Below are 15,080 nucleotides of genomic sequence, written 5' to 3'. Positions count from 1 at the left end.
TTCGGCGCAACTCGACGAGTGCTCTACTCGCTGAGCGGGCCCGCGGCGATCGTGGCACGCGCGTTGCGGGCGCGCTCGTCGATGAGGCGAAGCGACTCCGGTGTGGGATCGGTGTAGTCCAGGCCCCGGCGAAGGCGCGCGGTGTCGAGCAGCGAGTCGGCGAGGGCCGGGTTGTTGGCGAGCACCGGGCCGTGCATGTGGGTGCCGAGCAGGTTGTCCTCCCAGAACCCCTCCTCGCCCGGTGTCTCGGTGTTGCCACGGCCGTACACCACGCGACCCAGAGTGCCGTGCGGGCCGACGTCGACGAACGAGCCGCGGTTCTCGAACCCCACGACGGGGCCGATGCGCGGCGACTCCAGCACGAAGTCGCCCACCACGCGTGTGCCGCCGTGCCGGGTGGCCACGGGGAACACGCCGGCGCCCTCGAGCACCTCCCCCGACTCGAGCGCGATGGTCTGCCCGAGCAGCTGGAAGCCGGCGCCCACGGCCAGGAAGGGCCGGCCGTCGTCGGCCAACGCCTGAAGCCGCTCGGCGATCGCGAGAACGAGCGGATGCGCGAGCAGCTGCGCCGAGACCGGCCCGCTGCCGATGAACACCAGATCCGCATCCTCGAACCGGCCCACCACCGCGCTGTCGACGTCGCCGTCGTAGGTGACGACCTCCACCGGCAGCCCTCTCGCCTCGGCCCTCAGCCGCAGGATCTCCACGTTGCCGCTCTCGCCGTTCAGGCCGAGCAGGCGCGGGAACAGGTGCAGGATGCGAAGTCGCGCGCTGGGCGCTGCCGCCACGTTCACGCCGCTCCCCCGCCCTCGAGCTCTTTGAAGCCCAGGATCTTGCGGATGCCCATCATCTGTTCGTAGTTCAGGATCATCACCTTGTGTCCGCTGGCGGGCTTGGGCAGGGCGAGGAACGCCTTGAGAGCGGCCCGCACGTCGAGATCGACCGATCCCACGGGAATGCCGAGGTACCCGAAGCGCACGGCGAACTGCCACGCCTTCGATCCGGTGATGCCGTCGACGTGGTCGAGGGCCGAGAAGTCGATGTCGTAGATCCACGACGGGTCGGGCGTACCCTCGTCGACGGCGAGGAACACCTGCTCCGGCGCGGCCTCGAGCGAGTCGAGGTTCAGCTGCAGGCTCGCCGGGTTCTTCATCATGATGATCTCGATCTGCTCCCCGTCGACCACGAGCAGCTCGCCCCGGCCGTACACGGTGGCCAGCGAGTCCAGCGCCTGGCTCACGAGCTCGGGGCGGAAGCGGTCGCCCAGCACGCTCAACGCCGTCGCCGTGGCTCCGGCCGCATCGAGCGCGTAGTGCAGGCCGCGCGACGGGAGCTTGACCTCGATCTCGGTGCGCACCGCATCGGCGGCTCCGGCATCCGGAGCGGTGTTCGAGCGGGTCACGTCGATGGCCAGCGTGGCGCGGTTGCCCGTGAGGGAGATCACCTCGACCGCGGCGGGACGCGAACCGGGCAGTGCCGCCGCGTCACCGAAGCGATCGGCGGAGGCCACCCCGTGACTGGCGGGTTCGACCAGGGCCGGGATGCCGCCGAAGAACGACACGGCTCGGCCTGGGTTCGCGGGAATGCGGGTGTCGAGATCGACCAGGAAGTTGTCCTCCCGGTTGAGGATGAGCCCCTCGGTGGAGGCGGCCGCGACCCGGCCGAGCATCGCGGCGACGCGGTCGGGCTCGTGGTAGCGGTTGAGCTGGTCGATCTGGATGTTCAGCAGCAGAACCGTCTTGGGCTTGAGCAGCTCGGCCAACCGGGTGCCGTAGCCCTCGTCGACCTCGAGGATCGCGATGTCGGCGTCGAGCTTTCCGTTCGCCGTCACCTCCGAGAGCAACGCCGAGGCGATGCCCTGGGGAAGGTTGCCGCCCGACGGGTTCGTGAACACCTTCAGGCCGTGCGCCCGGATGATGGCCGCCAGCATGTTCGTGGTGGTCGACTTGCCGTTCGAGCCCGAGACCGCCACGACACCGTCGGGGATCGATGCGATGGTGCGCTCGAGGAAGTCGGGATCGATGCGCAGCGCGATGTTGCCCGGGATGGCGGAACCGCCGCCGCGCAGGCGCGCGGCGACCCGGACGGCGCGGCCGACGAGAACGGCCGCCGTCGTTCGGAGGGTCACCGGTTTACTCGAGGTAGTCGCGGAGCGACTGCGATCGCGACGGGTGGCGCAGCTTCGCCATCGTCTTCGACTCGATCTGGCGGATGCGCTCGCGCGTGACGCCGAAGGTGTCGCCGATCTGGTCGAGGGTCTTCGGCATGCCGTCGCCGAGTCCGAAGCGCATCCGGATGACGCCGGCCTCGCGCTCGGAGAGCGAGTCGAGCAGCGACTCCAGCTGCTTCTGCAGCATCGTGAAGCCCACGGCGTCGGCCGGGACGACCGCTTCGGTGTCTTCGATCAGGTCGCCGAACTCGCTGTCGCCGTCTTCACCGAGGGGCGTGTGCAGCGAGATGGGCTCGCGACCGTACTTCTGCACCTCGACGACCTTCTCGGGCGTCATGTCGAGCTCGCGGCTGAGCTCCTCGGGCGTGGGTTCGCGACCCAGATCCTGCAGCATCTGGCGCTGCACGCGGGCCAGCTTGTTGATGACCTCCACCATGTGAACCGGGATGCGGATGGTGCGCGCCTGGTCGGCCATCGCACGCGTGATCGCCTGACGGATCCACCAGGTGGCGTAGGTGGAGAACTTGAAGCCCTTGGTGTAGTCGAACTTCTCGACCGCACGGATGAGGCCGAGGTTGCCCTCCTGGATCAGGTCGAGGAACTGCATCCCGCGACCCGTGTACCGCTTCGCGAGCGAGACCACGAGGCGCAGGTTCGCGCCGAGCAGGTGGCTCTTGGCACGCTGGCCGTCTTTCGCCACCCACTGCAGCTCGCGCTTGAGCTGCGGGGTCATGTTCTCGGTGTTCGCCAGCTTGTCTTCGGCGAACAGGCCCGCCTCGATGCGCATGGCGAGCTCGACCTCTTCGGCCGCGTTCAGGAGCGCGACCTTGCCGATCTGCTTAAGGTAGTCCTTCACCGGGTCGGCGGTGGCGCCCGTGATGGTGGAGGAGTAGACCGGCACCTCGTCCTCGTCGTCGACGAGGGAGAGCACGAGGGCACCTGTGGGCAGCGCCTCTTCGGCGGCAGCGGGCTTGGCCGTCTTGTCGTCGTCGCCCTCGGCCGTCTCGGTGTCGTCGTCGACGACCACCACCTCGGTCTCGTCGACCTCCTCGACCTCGGCCTCGTCGTCGGGCCCGGCCTCCTCGGCCTGGTCGTCGTCGGAGGCCTTGGCCTTCGTGGCGCGCTTGGGAGCTGCCTTGGCAGCGGTCTTCGGCTTGGCGGCGGCCTTCTTGGCGGCGGGCCGCTTGGCCGCGGTGGCGACCTTCTTCTCCTCGTCGGGCGTCGTCGCCTTCTCGAGGGTGTCTGCGGACTTCGGGGTGGCCATTAGTTCACCTTTCACGCCACACGGAGGGCCGATCGAGCTCGTGGCTCCCGGCAAGAGGCCACCGTGTGAAGATGTTTTTGGACATTACTAAGACCCATGTCAAGTGCCGGTAGTTCGCAGCCGTGAGGGGCGCTGCGACCGTGCACAGGAACGGGTCTTCATTATCAAGTATTGCACGGAAACGGAAGACCGATCACCGTCACGCCCCCCGGCGGGGCCCGGCTCGGCGCTTCCACGCTCGGTACAGTGCAACCCAGATGGGGCCCACGGATATTCCCTCGTCCTCCTCGAGCTTCTGCCTCGTGCGGCGCCGTGCGCGCAGCAGCATCACCACCCCGAAACCGATGATCGGGTACTGCACCGCGAACGCCAGCCGGAAGGCGTCGAGGTCGTAGAGCGTCGGGCTCCAGCCCGCGTCGAACTGCGCATCCAGGATGACGCCGATCACGAACATGGTGACGAAGCTGGCCGTGAACCCGCCCACGTTGACGATGCCGTTCGCCGAACCCAGCGACCGGATCGGGTTGAACGACCGGGCGAAGTCGAACCCGATCAGGGAGCCCGGCCCGCCCACCCCCATCGTGATCACGAGCAGCACGATCAGCCAGAACGGTGGGATGCCGGGCCAGAGCAGCACGGCCGCCCACACTGTTGCGAGCGCGGCGGTGATGCCCAGCACGAGATTCGACCGCCGCAGCGGGAAGCGGGCGGTGAGGATGCCGAGGATCGGCCCCGCCACGAGTCCGGTGAGCACGATCACCACCAGGAGCACGGAGGCCGTCGACTCGGCGATCCCCATCGCCGACACCATGAAGGGGAAGCCCCAGAACAGGGAGAACACCGTGCCGGAGGACTGCGTGACGTAGTGCGACCAGAAGCCCAGCTGGGTGCCCGGCCGGCGGAGGGTCTGGCCGAGGCCGCGCACCGCATCCGGAATCGAGGCGGCCTTCGGCTGCTCGGGCACGCCGCCGGGCCGGTCTGCCAGGAACGCGACCCCCAGCACGAAGGCCGCGAACGAGAGCGAGGCCGCCGCGACGAAGGCGGGCGTCCAGCCCTGCTCGTGCAGGATCCACGCGAACGGGAGCGCCGAGAGGATCTGGCCGATGGCGCCGACGTTGCCCGTCCACTGCGACAGCAGCGGCACGCTCCGGCCCTGGAACCAGGAGTTGATCAGCCGGATCAACGAGATGAACACGGCCGCATCTCCCGCTCCCACCAGGATGCGGCCGGCGATGGCGATGCCGATGTTCGGGGCGAACGCGAGCACCAGTTGGCCGGCGACCATCACGGCCGACCCTGTGGTGATGAGCAGTTTCGGGCCCACCCGGTCGATCAGCAGACCGATGGGGATCTGCAGGCCCGCGTACACGATCAGCTGCACCACCGCGAGGCCCGAGAGCAGCGCCGCCGTGGTGTCGAAGCGGTCGGCCGCGGAGACGCCGGCGACCCCGAGGGTGGAGCGTTGCAGCACCGCCGCCATGTAGGCGAACACGCCGACCCCGAACACGATCCAGGAGCGACGGGAGTTCACCGGCTCAAATGTACTCGCCCGCTGGGCGGAGCCCGTCTCCTCGCCCGGTCGGCGCTACCGCCCGGTCAGCGCGCGTCGCCACCGGGGAAGTCGTCGCCCTGCCGGTTGCCGGCCAGGAACCGCTCCAGCTCGTCGGCGATCTCGTCGGCCGAGGGCAGCTCACCGTCGATGTCGGTGAGCGGAGAGCGCACGCTCGTGCCCTCCATATAGGTGTCGTGACGCTGCTCCAGCGTGGCCACCAGGCGCGCCAGCTCGGTGTTCGATTCGACCTGCTCGTCGATCTTGGCGCTGAACACGCGACCCTCCTCGCGGAGCCGGTCGGTGGGGAAGATGAGGCTCGTCGCCGCGCTCACGCTCTCGACCGCCACGAGCGCCGCTGTGGGGTACTCGGTGTCGGCCAGGTAGTGGGGCACGAGCAGCACGAAGCCGGCCACCGGATGGCCCAGCTCGCCGAGTCGGTACTCCACGAGATGCAGGGCGTTCGCCGGGGCCTGGGTGGTGGGCTTCCACACCGAGAGGGCCTCGATCAGCTCGGCCCGGTTGCCGCTCACGGTCACGCGCACCGGACGGGTGTGGGGCACGGGCATCGGGATGGCGTGCACCCAGGTGGTGGTGCTGACGGCGAAACGCCCCACCAGCTCGATCACCGCCGCGGTGAACCGCTCCCACTGGAAGTCGGGCTCGAAGCCGTTCAGGAAGAGGAAGCGCTGGCCCAGCTCATCCGTCATCAGGTAGAGGCGCAGCGTCTGCGGCTGGAAGTCGCTCACGTGGTCTTGGTCGAACGTGATGATGGGCCGGCGGGCGCGGTAGTCGAGCAGGATGTCGGGGTCGAACTCCGCCACGATCGTGGAGTCGAGGGTGTCGAGCAGGTACTCGCCGAACTGAGAGACAGCTCCGCCCGCATCGGTGAAGCCGGTGAGGGCGGCCACGAGCTGCAGCCCGTCGGGCACGAGGCCCGGATCGGCCACGACGTCATAGAGACCGCTCGGATTTTCCATGTTCCAACTCTAAAGGCCGAGGGTGGCCGAGCTCCGGCGGGGGTCGCATGCCGAGAGCGAACACCGATCGGGAATAGGTCATCCGGCGCGGATAGCATGGCGTGATGACTTCGGCATCGCTCTCGCTCCGCTCCCCCGACCAGACCCTCACCGACGACGAACTGCTCGTCGTGGCCGCCTCGAAGACCGGGGAGGAGATCTCGGTGCGCGGTTCGCTCGGCGCCTCGTTCGGCACCGATTTCGAAGCCGCCGTCGAGGCCTGGCTCGAGGCCGTGGCGTTCGCCGGCAAGAAGGACGAGTTCGTGCGGTTGCCCGCTCCGGCCGGAGCATCGGCCAAAGCCGTGGCCGTGGTGGGACTCGGAACCGCGGAGCCGGATGTCGCCGCGCTGCGCTACGCCGCCGGGGTCGCCGGACGGCGGGCGACCGGCACCGGCCGGGTGGTGATCGACTTCGGCGTCGAGACCGCCGCGCAGCTCGAGGCGGTGCTCGAGGGTGCCGGCCTCGGCTCCTACGACTACACCGACTACCGGGGTGCGGGCACCACGACGGTGGAGCCCGTCGGTCTCCGCGAGCTCGCAGTGGTGTTCGGGTCGCTCACCGGCGACGAGTCGGAGACGGCCCTGGAGCGGGCCCGCGCATCCGTCGACGCCGTCAATCTCGTGCGCGATCTCGTGAACGTGCCGGCACTGGACCTCTACCCCTCGGTGTACGCCGACCGCGTGCACGAGCTCGTGGAGGGCCTGCCGGTGGAGGTCGCCGTGTGGGACGAGGAGCAGCTCGTGGCCCAGGGCTTCGGCGGCATCGCCGGCGTCGGCCAGGGCTCGACCCGGCCGCCCCGCCTGGTGAAGGTCTCGTACCACCCGTCGGCCGCATCCAAGCACCTCGCCCTCGTGGGCAAGGGCATCACTTTCGACACCGGCGGACTCTCGCTGAAGCCCCCGGTGTCGATGATCGGCATGAAGTACGACATGGCCGGCTCGGCCACGGTGCTCGCCGCCGTGATCGCCGCCGCCCGCCTGCAGCTCCCCGTGCGCCTCACCGCCTGGCTCTGCCTCGCCGAGAACATGCCCTCGGGCGTTGCCATCCGGCCCGGTGACGTGCTCACCATTCGCGGCGGCCGCACCGTGGAGGTGCTGAACACCGATGCCGAGGGCCGGCTCGTGATGGCCGACGGACTCGTGGCGGCGAGCGAGGAGAAGCCCGACGCCATCATCGACGTGGCCACCCTGACGGGCGCGGCCGTGGTGGCCCTCGGCAACCGCTACACGGCTGCCATGGGCGACGAGAAGCTGGTGGACCAGGTGCTGATCGCCGCGGACGCCGCCGGCGAACCGGTGTGGCCGATGCCGCTGCCGGAGGAGATGCGCTCGATGCTGGCCTCCGACATCGCCGACATCGCGAACGTGAAACCGGGCAACACGGCGGGCGGGATGCTCGTGGCCGGTGCGTTCCTGAAGGACTTCGTGGGCACCGACGAGGCCGGCGAGACGATCCCGTGGGCGCACCTGGACATCGCCGGCCCTGCCCAGAACAAGGACGGCGGCTACGGATTCACCGTCAAGGGCCCCACCGGCGTCACGGTGCGCACGCTGTTGCGCCTTGCCGAGGCGTTCTCCCGCGCGTAGTAAGGTCGTAAGGGCGAAAAAAACATCGCCCTTCTTCCACGTCCGCCCATCTGAACGGGCCTGGAACACGATGCACGAGGGAGTTGCTTAGGTGTCGGAACAGAATTTTGACATTGTCGTTCTCGGCGGAGGCAGCGGCGGCTACGCGGCCGCGCTGCGTGCCAGCCAGCTGGGCTTCACGGTCGCGATGATCGAGAAGGACAAGGTCGGCGGTACCTGCCTGCACCGCGGCTGCATCCCCACCAAGGCGCTGCTGCACTCGGCCGAGGTCGCCGACGTCTCGCGTGAATCCGCGAAGTACGGCGTGAACACCACCTTCGGCGGCATCGACATCGCCGCGGTCACCGCCTACCGCGAGGGCATCGTCTCCTCGAAGTACAAGGGCCTCGAGGGCCTGGTCAAGGCCCGCGGCATCACCACCATCGCCGGCGAGGGCCGCCTCACCTCCCCCACCACCGTGCAGGTGGGCGACCAGACCATCACCGGCTCGAAGATCGTGCTGGCCACCGGGTCGTACTCGCGCACCCTCCCCGGCCTCGAGATCGGCGGCCGGGTGATCACCTCGGAGCACGCCCTCGCGCTCGACTTCATCCCGAACAAGGTCGTCATCCTGGGCGGCGGCGTCATCGGCGTCGAGTTCGCGAGTGTCTGGAAGTCGTTCGGCGTCGATGTCACGATCATCGAAGCACTCCCCCACCTGGTTCCCAACGAAGACGAGGCCATCTCGAAGCAGTTCGAGCGGGCCTTCCGCAAGCGCGGCATCGCGTTCAACCTCGGCACCCGGTTCTCGGGAGTCACGCAGAACGACGACGGCGTGGTCGTCACGCTCGAAGACGGCAAGACCTTCGAGGCCGACCTGATGCTCGTCGCCGTGGGCCGTGGCCCCGCGACGGCCGGACTGGGCTTCGAGGAAGTCGGCATCACCGTCGACCGCGGCTTCGTCATCACCGACCACCGACTGCAAACGAACGTGCCCGGCGTCTACGCCGTGGGCGACATCGTTCCAGGCCTGCAGCTCGCGCACCGCGGGTTCCAGCAGGGCATCTTCGTGGCCGAGGAGATCGCGGGCCTGAACCCGCAGGTGGTCGAGGATGTCAACATCCCCAAGGTCACCTACTCCGACCCCGAGGTCGCGTCGGTGGGCCTCACCGAGTCCAAGGCCAAAGAGAAGTACGGCGACGACAAGATCTCGTCGTACGACTACAACCTGGCGGGCAACGGCAAGAGCCATATCATCGGCACCAGCGGCTCGGTCAAGGTCGTGCGCGTCGTCGACGGCCCCGTGATCGGCATCCACATGATCGGAGCGCGAGTCGGCGAACTGATCGGCGAAGGACAGCTGATCGTGAACTGGGAGGCCTACCCCGAAGACGTGGCCTCGCTCGTGCACGCCCACCCCACCCAGAACGAAGCCCTCGGCGAGGCGCATCTCGCACTGGCCGGAAAGCCTTTGCACGCCATCTGATCTCAGGCCCGCGGATGCCTCGGCTCTGCGGGCCCGACCTCAGGGGCCGTGCCCCATACCACCTGGCCTACTAGGCTGAATACGAACGGTTCCATAAGGAGACAAAGGTCATGAGCGAATCCGTCAACCTTCCCGCACTCGGTGAGAGTGTCACCGAAGGAACGGTCACCCGGTGGCTCAAGAACGTCGGCGATCGTGTCGAGGTCGACGAGCCCCTTCTCGAGGTGTCGACCGACAAGGTCGACACCGAGATCCCCTCGCCCGTCGCGGGGGTGATCGAAGAGATCCTCGTGCAGGAGGACGAGACCGTCGAGGTGGGCACCGCGCTGGTGCGCATCGGCGATGGGTCCGGCGCGGGAGAGTCCGCTCCGGCCGAGCCGGCACCTGCCGCGGCTGAGCCCGCTCCCGCCGAGCCGGCACCCGCCGCCCCTGCGGAGGAGAAGCCCGAAGAGGTCGTCGTGTCGTCGGTCGACAGCCCGGCACCCGCCGAGCAGCCCGCCGCCTCGGAGCCCGCTCCCGTTCAGGAGGCGCCCGCGCCTGCTGCCGCTCCTGCCCCGGTCGCGGCCGTGCCGGCTCCCGTCGCCGCCGCCCCGGCCCCCGTCGCCGCTGCTCCGGCCGCTGCTGCTCCGGCCGCGGCCGCTCCGGCTCCTGCCGCCCCGGCTGCCGACTCCGCTCCCGCCGCGTCGGGCCCCAACGCCGGCTACGTGACGCCTCTCGTGCGCAAGCTCGCCCACGACCAGGGCATCGACCTCTCGACCGTGACCGGTTCGGGAGTGGGCGGCCGCATCCGCAAGGAAGACGTGCTCGCCGCCGCCGAGGCCGCCAAGGCTCCGGCCGCACCGGCTCCGTCGGCCACGCCCGCAGCGTCCAAGCGCGTTCCGCTGGAGACGTCGCCGCTCCGCGGCACCACCCAGCCCATGTCGCGACTGCGCAAGGTCGTCGCGGAGCGCGCGGTGGCCTCGATGCAGGCTTCGGCCCAGCTCACCACGGTGGTCGAGGTCGACGTCACCAAGGTCGCCGCCTTCCGCGACTCGGTGAAGGCGTCGTTCCTGGAGAAGACCGGCCAGAAGCTGTCCTTCCTCCCGTTCTTCGCCCTCGCGGCGACCGAGGCCCTCAAGGCCTACCCGGTCATCAACGCGACGGTCGACGGCGACAGCATCGTCTACCCCGATCACGAGAGCATCAGCATCGCGGTCGACACCGAGCGCGGGCTGCTCACGCCGGTCGTGAAGAACGCCGGTGATCTCGACATCGCCGGCTTCGCCGCCCAGATCGCCGACCTCGCTGCGCGCACGCGCGACAACAAGCTCAAGCCCGACGAGCTCGCCGGTGGCACCTTCACTCTCACCAACACGGGTTCGCGCGGTGCGCTGTTCGACACCCCGCTGGTGTTCCTGCCGCAGGTGGCCATCCTGGGCACCGGCGCGGTCGTGAAGAAGCCCGCCATCGTGAAGGTCGACGGCGCCGACGCGATCGCCGTACGCTCCATGGTGTACCTGGCGCTCAGCTACGACCACCGCATCGTCGACGGCGCGGACGCAGCCCGGTTCCTGACCGCGGTCAAGAGCCGCCTCGAAGACGGCGACTTCCAGGCCGAGCTCGGCATCTGACCCTCGCGGGTCGGGCGGTCGCGGGTGCAGCTCCGGTCGGACGTCTTCTGATCAGTCGCTGACCTCGTACGAACGAAGTCTCCAGCCGGTCTCGCTCCTCACGACGAGGAGCGAGACCGGCTTCGTCGTTCCCGGGGTGTCTGCCTCGACGGCGCCCGTGAGCAGCACCATGCCACCGAACTGCTGCGCGACGGTCAGACCGACGACCTCGTGCCCGAGTGGATCAGGCGGCCCGTTCTCCCGCGCGAGCTCCTGGTCGGCGAGATAGGCGGGCGAGTTCCACTGATCCGCTCCGCCGAGACACTCTCCCCCGCCGCCCGCCACACAGCGCCAGCGCGCGTCGAGCAGCGCCGCCACCGCCGCCGGCACATCCTGCGGATCGGCCGGCGGCGGCGGCCCGTCGGCCGGCGGCGGAGCAGGCGTCGGGGCGGACGAGTCCGACGCGGTGACCCCGGGGGTGCCGACAGCGGTTCCGGCACCGCCGGAAGACGACGGTGTCGCGTCGTTCATCGTGCCGGTCGGGGAAGTCGCCCCTTCAAGCCCACGCGCTCCACTCGGTGCCGACGCGGTGGGCGGGCTGGGCAGCAGCACCGCGGCCACGACGACACCGAGCACGATCGCGCTCGCAGCGCCGACCGCGACACGGCGGTGGCTTCCCCTCAAGACGTGCTGCCGTCGATGCCGCAGCAACCGCCGTACCGCCCGCCAGCTCTCGTGGAGGGCCGACACCGCGGGTTCCAGAGTCTCGATGAAGTGCACCTCCGCCGCGGCGGCGGGTTCCCTCTCCTGCCACGCCCACGGATCATCGGCCTGCCCCGCCATGTCTCCAGGCGCCGGATGAGCGGGGCCCGCGCGGGTCAGCGCCAGGAGCACCCGGAGATCGTGGGCTCGGGCCCGCTCGAAGACCACCCGGTGCGGTTCGGGAGGTTTCGTGCCGGCGCCACCGTCGGGGAGGTCGGGCGGGGTGTCCAGCATCACCGCGTGACCGAATGAGATGAGCACGGGTGCGCCTGACGAATCGATGAGGATCGACTCCCGCGAGAGCGCGCCGTGAGCGATGCCCATCGCGTGCAGCGACGTGATCAGGGCCACCAGCGCCGGCACGCACGGTGGAGGCCACTCGCGCGGCGGCCGGCCCTCGCAGAGCGTCATGACCGTGACCGGGTCGTCATGCACGGTGCGCAGGCACGCCACCAGAGACGGCATCGCGGCGACGGGGTGACGAGCGAGCACCTCGCACTCGGCCCGGCAGGCGGCCCGCGCATCCGGGAACCACACTTTCACGATGACCGGATGCCCGGGTTTCGCTGTGGCGACCGCTCGGAAGACGTTGGCCCGCGGGCCGACCGACACCAACTCGGTCAGCACGTAGCCGGGCACCAGTGCCGACAGGCCGCGCGGCGGCGCAGGCCCCGCAGTGGACCCAGGCACGGTCGATGAGGTAACGGTCATGCGACGAGTGTGCGCGCGCGAACGGCCCGCCGGGCGAGCTGGAGCAGAACAGTGCACGGATCCAGCCCGGAACCGCCTGTGCAGGAGCAGTCACGCCCTCCGAGAACGTGGCGACGCGATCGGGCGCCAGCACGTATCCTTGGAGTCATGGCACGCAACACCGAGAAAGCACCCAAGAAGCCCAAAGAACCGGGCCGTCTGAAGCAGATGTGGCAGGTCTTCAAGATGACCCGCCGCTACGACGACAAAGCGGTGCTCATCATGGCGGTCGGCTTCGCCGTGCCCGTCCTCCTCGGAGTGGTGGCCGCGCTGGTGCTGTCGGCCGGCAACGTGTTCGGCATCGTCATGTGGATCCTGGCGGGCGTTCTCGCCGGCCTGCTCGCCGCCCTCATCATCCTCGGTCGTCGCGCCGAACGTGCCGCCTACAAGCAGATCGAGGGCCAGCCCGGTGCCGTGGGTGCCGTGCTCCGCAGCTCCCTCCGCCGCAGCTGGACGGGCAGCGAGATGCCGGTGGCCGTCAACGGCAAGACCCAGGATGCGATCTACCGTGCCGTGGGCCGCGGCGGCGTCGTGCTGATCGGCGAGGGTTCACGCTCCCGCACCACCAAGATGCTCGAAGACGAGCGTCGCAAGATCCTGCGCATCCTGCCGAACGTCCCGGTCACCTTCGTGTCGGTCGGCCCCGACCCCGACGCGGTGCCGCTGCACCGCATTCCCCGCACGCTCGCACGCATCAAGCCCACGCTCACCAAGCCCGAGGTGCTCGCCGTGTCGAACCGGCTCACCTCGCTGTCGTCCTCCCCCCTGCCGATCCCGAAGGGCATCGACCCGATGCGGATGCGCCCGCAGCGAGGCCGCTGACTTCTTCGCCGAGTCGCGCAGGCGCACCCGCGAAGCACAAGAAGGGCCCCGTCACATCTGTGACGGGGCCCTTCTCATCCGTTCACCGCTTGATGAGCATCGTGCCGGAGAACACGTCGTGCAGGCCCCGCTGATCGGAGTCCCAGATGACGGCAGGAATGACGAGCACCAGCAGCACCGTGCGCAGGATGGGCCGCCACCAGCCTGCCCAGCCCCCGTCGAGCCGCACGAGCCGCAGGCCCAGCAGCAGGTGCCCGATTCCTCCGCCGAGGAGGATCAGGAGCACGATCTGCTCGACCATGAAGATGACGAGGCTGGCCCAGTCGCTGTAGAGGAAGAACGCGTAGTAGATCACATAGCAGAAGGCGAAATCGATCAGCAGCGCGGCGATGCGGCGGCCCGGCCGGGCCATCGACCCGTGCCCCTCGCGTCGGAGGCCGAGGCGCTCCCCCGGCCAATCACTGGGCGCGGCCCCACCGGGCGCGGGTGCTGAACTCATCACCGACCAAGCCTAAGCGCTGGCCGGTCGGCGGATGCTCGGGGCGGATTCCAAGAACCCGTAACATGCCGGAAACAATGGCGACACAGTCGGGCAACGGCCTGCCCCTATCCTGACGAGTGGCTGCATCTGCAGCTTTTTCTGTACCAAGCCATTTGGAGATCTCTCACATGTTCAGTGATTCTTCCGAGGTGCTCAAGTTCATCAAGGACACGGATGTCAAGTTCCTCGACATCCGCTTCACGGACCTTCCCGGGGTCCAGCAGCACTTCAACATCCCCGCCTCCACCGTCGACGAGGAATTCTTCGCGGTCGGTCAGCTCTTCGATGGCTCGTCGATCCGCGGCTTCGCGTCGATCCACGAGTCGGACATGCAGCTCATCCCTGATGTCTCCACGGCTTACGTCGACCCCTTCCGGGCCGAGCGGACCCTCATCATCGTCTTCGACATCTACAACCCGCGGAACGGCGAGATCTACTCGCGCGACCCGCGTCAGGTGGCCAAGAAGGCCGAGAAGTACCTCGCGTCGACCGGCATCGCCGACACCGCGTTCTTCGCCCCCGAGGCCGAGTTCTACATCTTCGACGACGTGCGCTACGAGGTCTCGCAGAACAAGAGCTTCTACGCCGTCGACTCCTCCGAGGCCGCCTGGAACACGGGCCGCGAGGAAGAGGGCGGAAACCTCGCCAACAAGACGCCCTACAAGGGCGGCTACTTCCCCGTCTCGCCGGTCGACCAGCACGCCGACCTGCGCGACGACATCTCGCTGAAGCTGATCGACGCCGGTCTCATCCTCGAGCGCGCCCACCACGAAGTGGGCACCGCCGGTCAGGGCGAGATCAACTACCGCTTCGACACCATGGTGCACGCGGCCGACGACATCCTGAAGTTCAAGTACATCGTGAAGAACACGGCGAACCTCTGGGGCAAGACGGCCACGTTCATGCCCAAGCCCCTCTTCGGCGACAACGGATCGGGTATGCACACCCACCAGTCGCTGTGGAACGGCAGCGAGCCGCTCTTCTACGACGAGGCCGGCTACGGCGGACTCAGCGACCTCGCCCGCTGGTACATCGGCGGTCTGCTGAAGCACGCTCCGGCTGTGCTCGCGTTCACCAACCCCACGGTGAACTCGTACCACCGCCTGGTGCCCGGCTTCGAGGCCCCCGTGAACCTGGTCTACTCGGCCGGTAACCGCTCGGCGTCGATCCGCATCCCGATCACGGGCACGAACCCCAAGGCCAAGCGCATCGAGTTCCGCGCGCCGGATGCCTCGGGCAACCCGTACCTCGCGTTCGCCGCGCAGCTGATGGCGGGCCTGGACGGCATCCAGAACCGCATCGAGCCGCACGAGCCCGTCGACAAGGACCTGTACGAGCTTCCTCCCGAGGAGGCCAAGAACATCCCCCAGGTTCCCGCGACGCTCGACGCGGCGCTCGACGCGCTCGAGGCCGACCACGAGTTCCTCACGAAGGGCAACGTGTTCACCCCCGACCTGATCGAGACCTGGATCACGTACAAGCGTGAGAACGAGATCAAGCCGATCGCGCAGCGCCCGCACCCGTTCGAGTTCGAGCTCTACTACGGCGTGTGATCTGAGCCGT

Annotated in this window: 12 protein-coding genes; 5 read left to right on the top strand and 7 right to left on the bottom strand. The window is 68.9% G+C overall.

From position 1 onward, the window contains the following. Window positions 1–23: 23 nt before the first annotated feature. From ACEXOR_RS09715 to ACEXOR_RS09695, 5 genes are all read right to left on the bottom strand, one after another. Window positions 24–788 carry a type 1 glutamine amidotransferase gene (locus ACEXOR_RS09715; RefSeq protein WP_374849407.1) on the bottom strand — a complete coding sequence of 255 codons (765 nt, stop codon included), beginning with the start codon at window positions 786–788 and terminating at the stop codon, window positions 24–26. 2 nt (window positions 789–790) lie between these two features. Continuing rightward, entirely contained in the window at window positions 791–2,128 is a 1,338-nt protein-coding gene (locus ACEXOR_RS09710) for a MurT ligase domain-containing protein (RefSeq protein WP_374849406.1), read from the bottom strand. Window positions 2,129–2,132: 4 nt separating this feature from the next. Beyond that, entirely contained in the window at window positions 2,133–3,434 is a 1,302-nt protein-coding gene (locus tag ACEXOR_RS09705; RefSeq protein ID WP_374849404.1) for an RNA polymerase sigma factor, read from the bottom strand. A 199-nt stretch (window positions 3,435–3,633) separates the two neighbouring features. Next, window positions 3,634–4,965, bottom strand: coding sequence for an MFS transporter (locus ACEXOR_RS09700; protein WP_374849403.1), 1,332 nt, complete (start codon window positions 4,963–4,965; stop codon window positions 3,634–3,636). Window positions 4,966–5,030: 65 nt separating this feature from the next. Next, window positions 5,031–5,963 (bottom strand): proteasome assembly chaperone family protein, encoded by a 933-nt coding sequence (locus ACEXOR_RS09695; RefSeq protein WP_374849402.1) that lies wholly within the window; start codon window positions 5,961–5,963, stop codon window positions 5,031–5,033. Between the two features lie 104 nt (window positions 5,964–6,067). Here ACEXOR_RS09695 and ACEXOR_RS09690 point away from each other — a divergent pair, with 104 nt between their 5' ends. From ACEXOR_RS09690 to sucB, 3 genes are all read left to right on the top strand, one after another. Further along, a complete protein-coding gene (locus ACEXOR_RS09690) occupies window positions 6,068–7,588 on the top strand; it encodes a leucyl aminopeptidase (protein ID WP_374849401.1) in 1,521 nt (506 codons plus the stop codon). A gap of 91 nt (window positions 7,589–7,679) precedes the next feature. Further along, the gene (lpdA, locus tag ACEXOR_RS09685) at window positions 7,680–9,053 is read left to right on the top strand and encodes a dihydrolipoyl dehydrogenase (RefSeq protein ID WP_374849399.1); all 1,374 of its coding nucleotides are present in this window, start codon (window positions 7,680–7,682) and stop codon (window positions 9,051–9,053) included. 110 nt (window positions 9,054–9,163) lie between these two features. Further along, window positions 9,164–10,663 (top strand): 2-oxoglutarate dehydrogenase, E2 component, dihydrolipoamide succinyltransferase, encoded by a 1,500-nt coding sequence (gene sucB, locus ACEXOR_RS09680; RefSeq protein WP_374849397.1) that lies wholly within the window; start codon window positions 9,164–9,166, stop codon window positions 10,661–10,663. Window positions 10,664–10,714: 51 nt separating this feature from the next. Here sucB and ACEXOR_RS09675 read toward each other — a convergent pair whose 3' ends face one another. After that, window positions 10,715–12,115, bottom strand: a complete 1,401-nt coding sequence (locus tag ACEXOR_RS09675) for a serine/threonine-protein kinase (RefSeq protein WP_374849396.1) — start codon at window positions 12,113–12,115, stop codon at window positions 10,715–10,717. Window positions 12,116–12,262: 147 nt separating this feature from the next. Here ACEXOR_RS09675 and ACEXOR_RS09670 point away from each other — a divergent pair, with 147 nt between their 5' ends. Beyond that, entirely contained in the window at window positions 12,263–12,976 is a 714-nt protein-coding gene (locus ACEXOR_RS09670) for a DUF4191 domain-containing protein (RefSeq protein WP_374849395.1), read from the top strand. A gap of 82 nt (window positions 12,977–13,058) precedes the next feature. Here ACEXOR_RS09670 and ACEXOR_RS09665 read toward each other — a convergent pair whose 3' ends face one another. Next, window positions 13,059–13,475, bottom strand: coding sequence for an RDD family protein (locus ACEXOR_RS09665; protein WP_374849394.1), 417 nt, complete (start codon window positions 13,473–13,475; stop codon window positions 13,059–13,061). A 170-nt stretch (window positions 13,476–13,645) separates the two neighbouring features. Here ACEXOR_RS09665 and glnA point away from each other — a divergent pair, with 170 nt between their 5' ends. After that, window positions 13,646–15,070, top strand: a complete 1,425-nt coding sequence (glnA, locus tag ACEXOR_RS09660; RefSeq protein ID WP_374849393.1) for a type I glutamate--ammonia ligase — start codon at window positions 13,646–13,648, stop codon at window positions 15,068–15,070. Window positions 15,071–15,080: the final 10 nt, after the last annotated feature.

The sequence above is a fragment of the Herbiconiux liangxiaofengii genome (assembly GCF_041927335.1).
GTDB lineage: Bacteria > Actinomycetota > Actinomycetes > Actinomycetales > Microbacteriaceae > Herbiconiux > Herbiconiux liangxiaofengii.
Note: the sequence above shows the minus strand (reverse complement) of the source record. Positions and strands in the feature narration are given on the sequence as shown.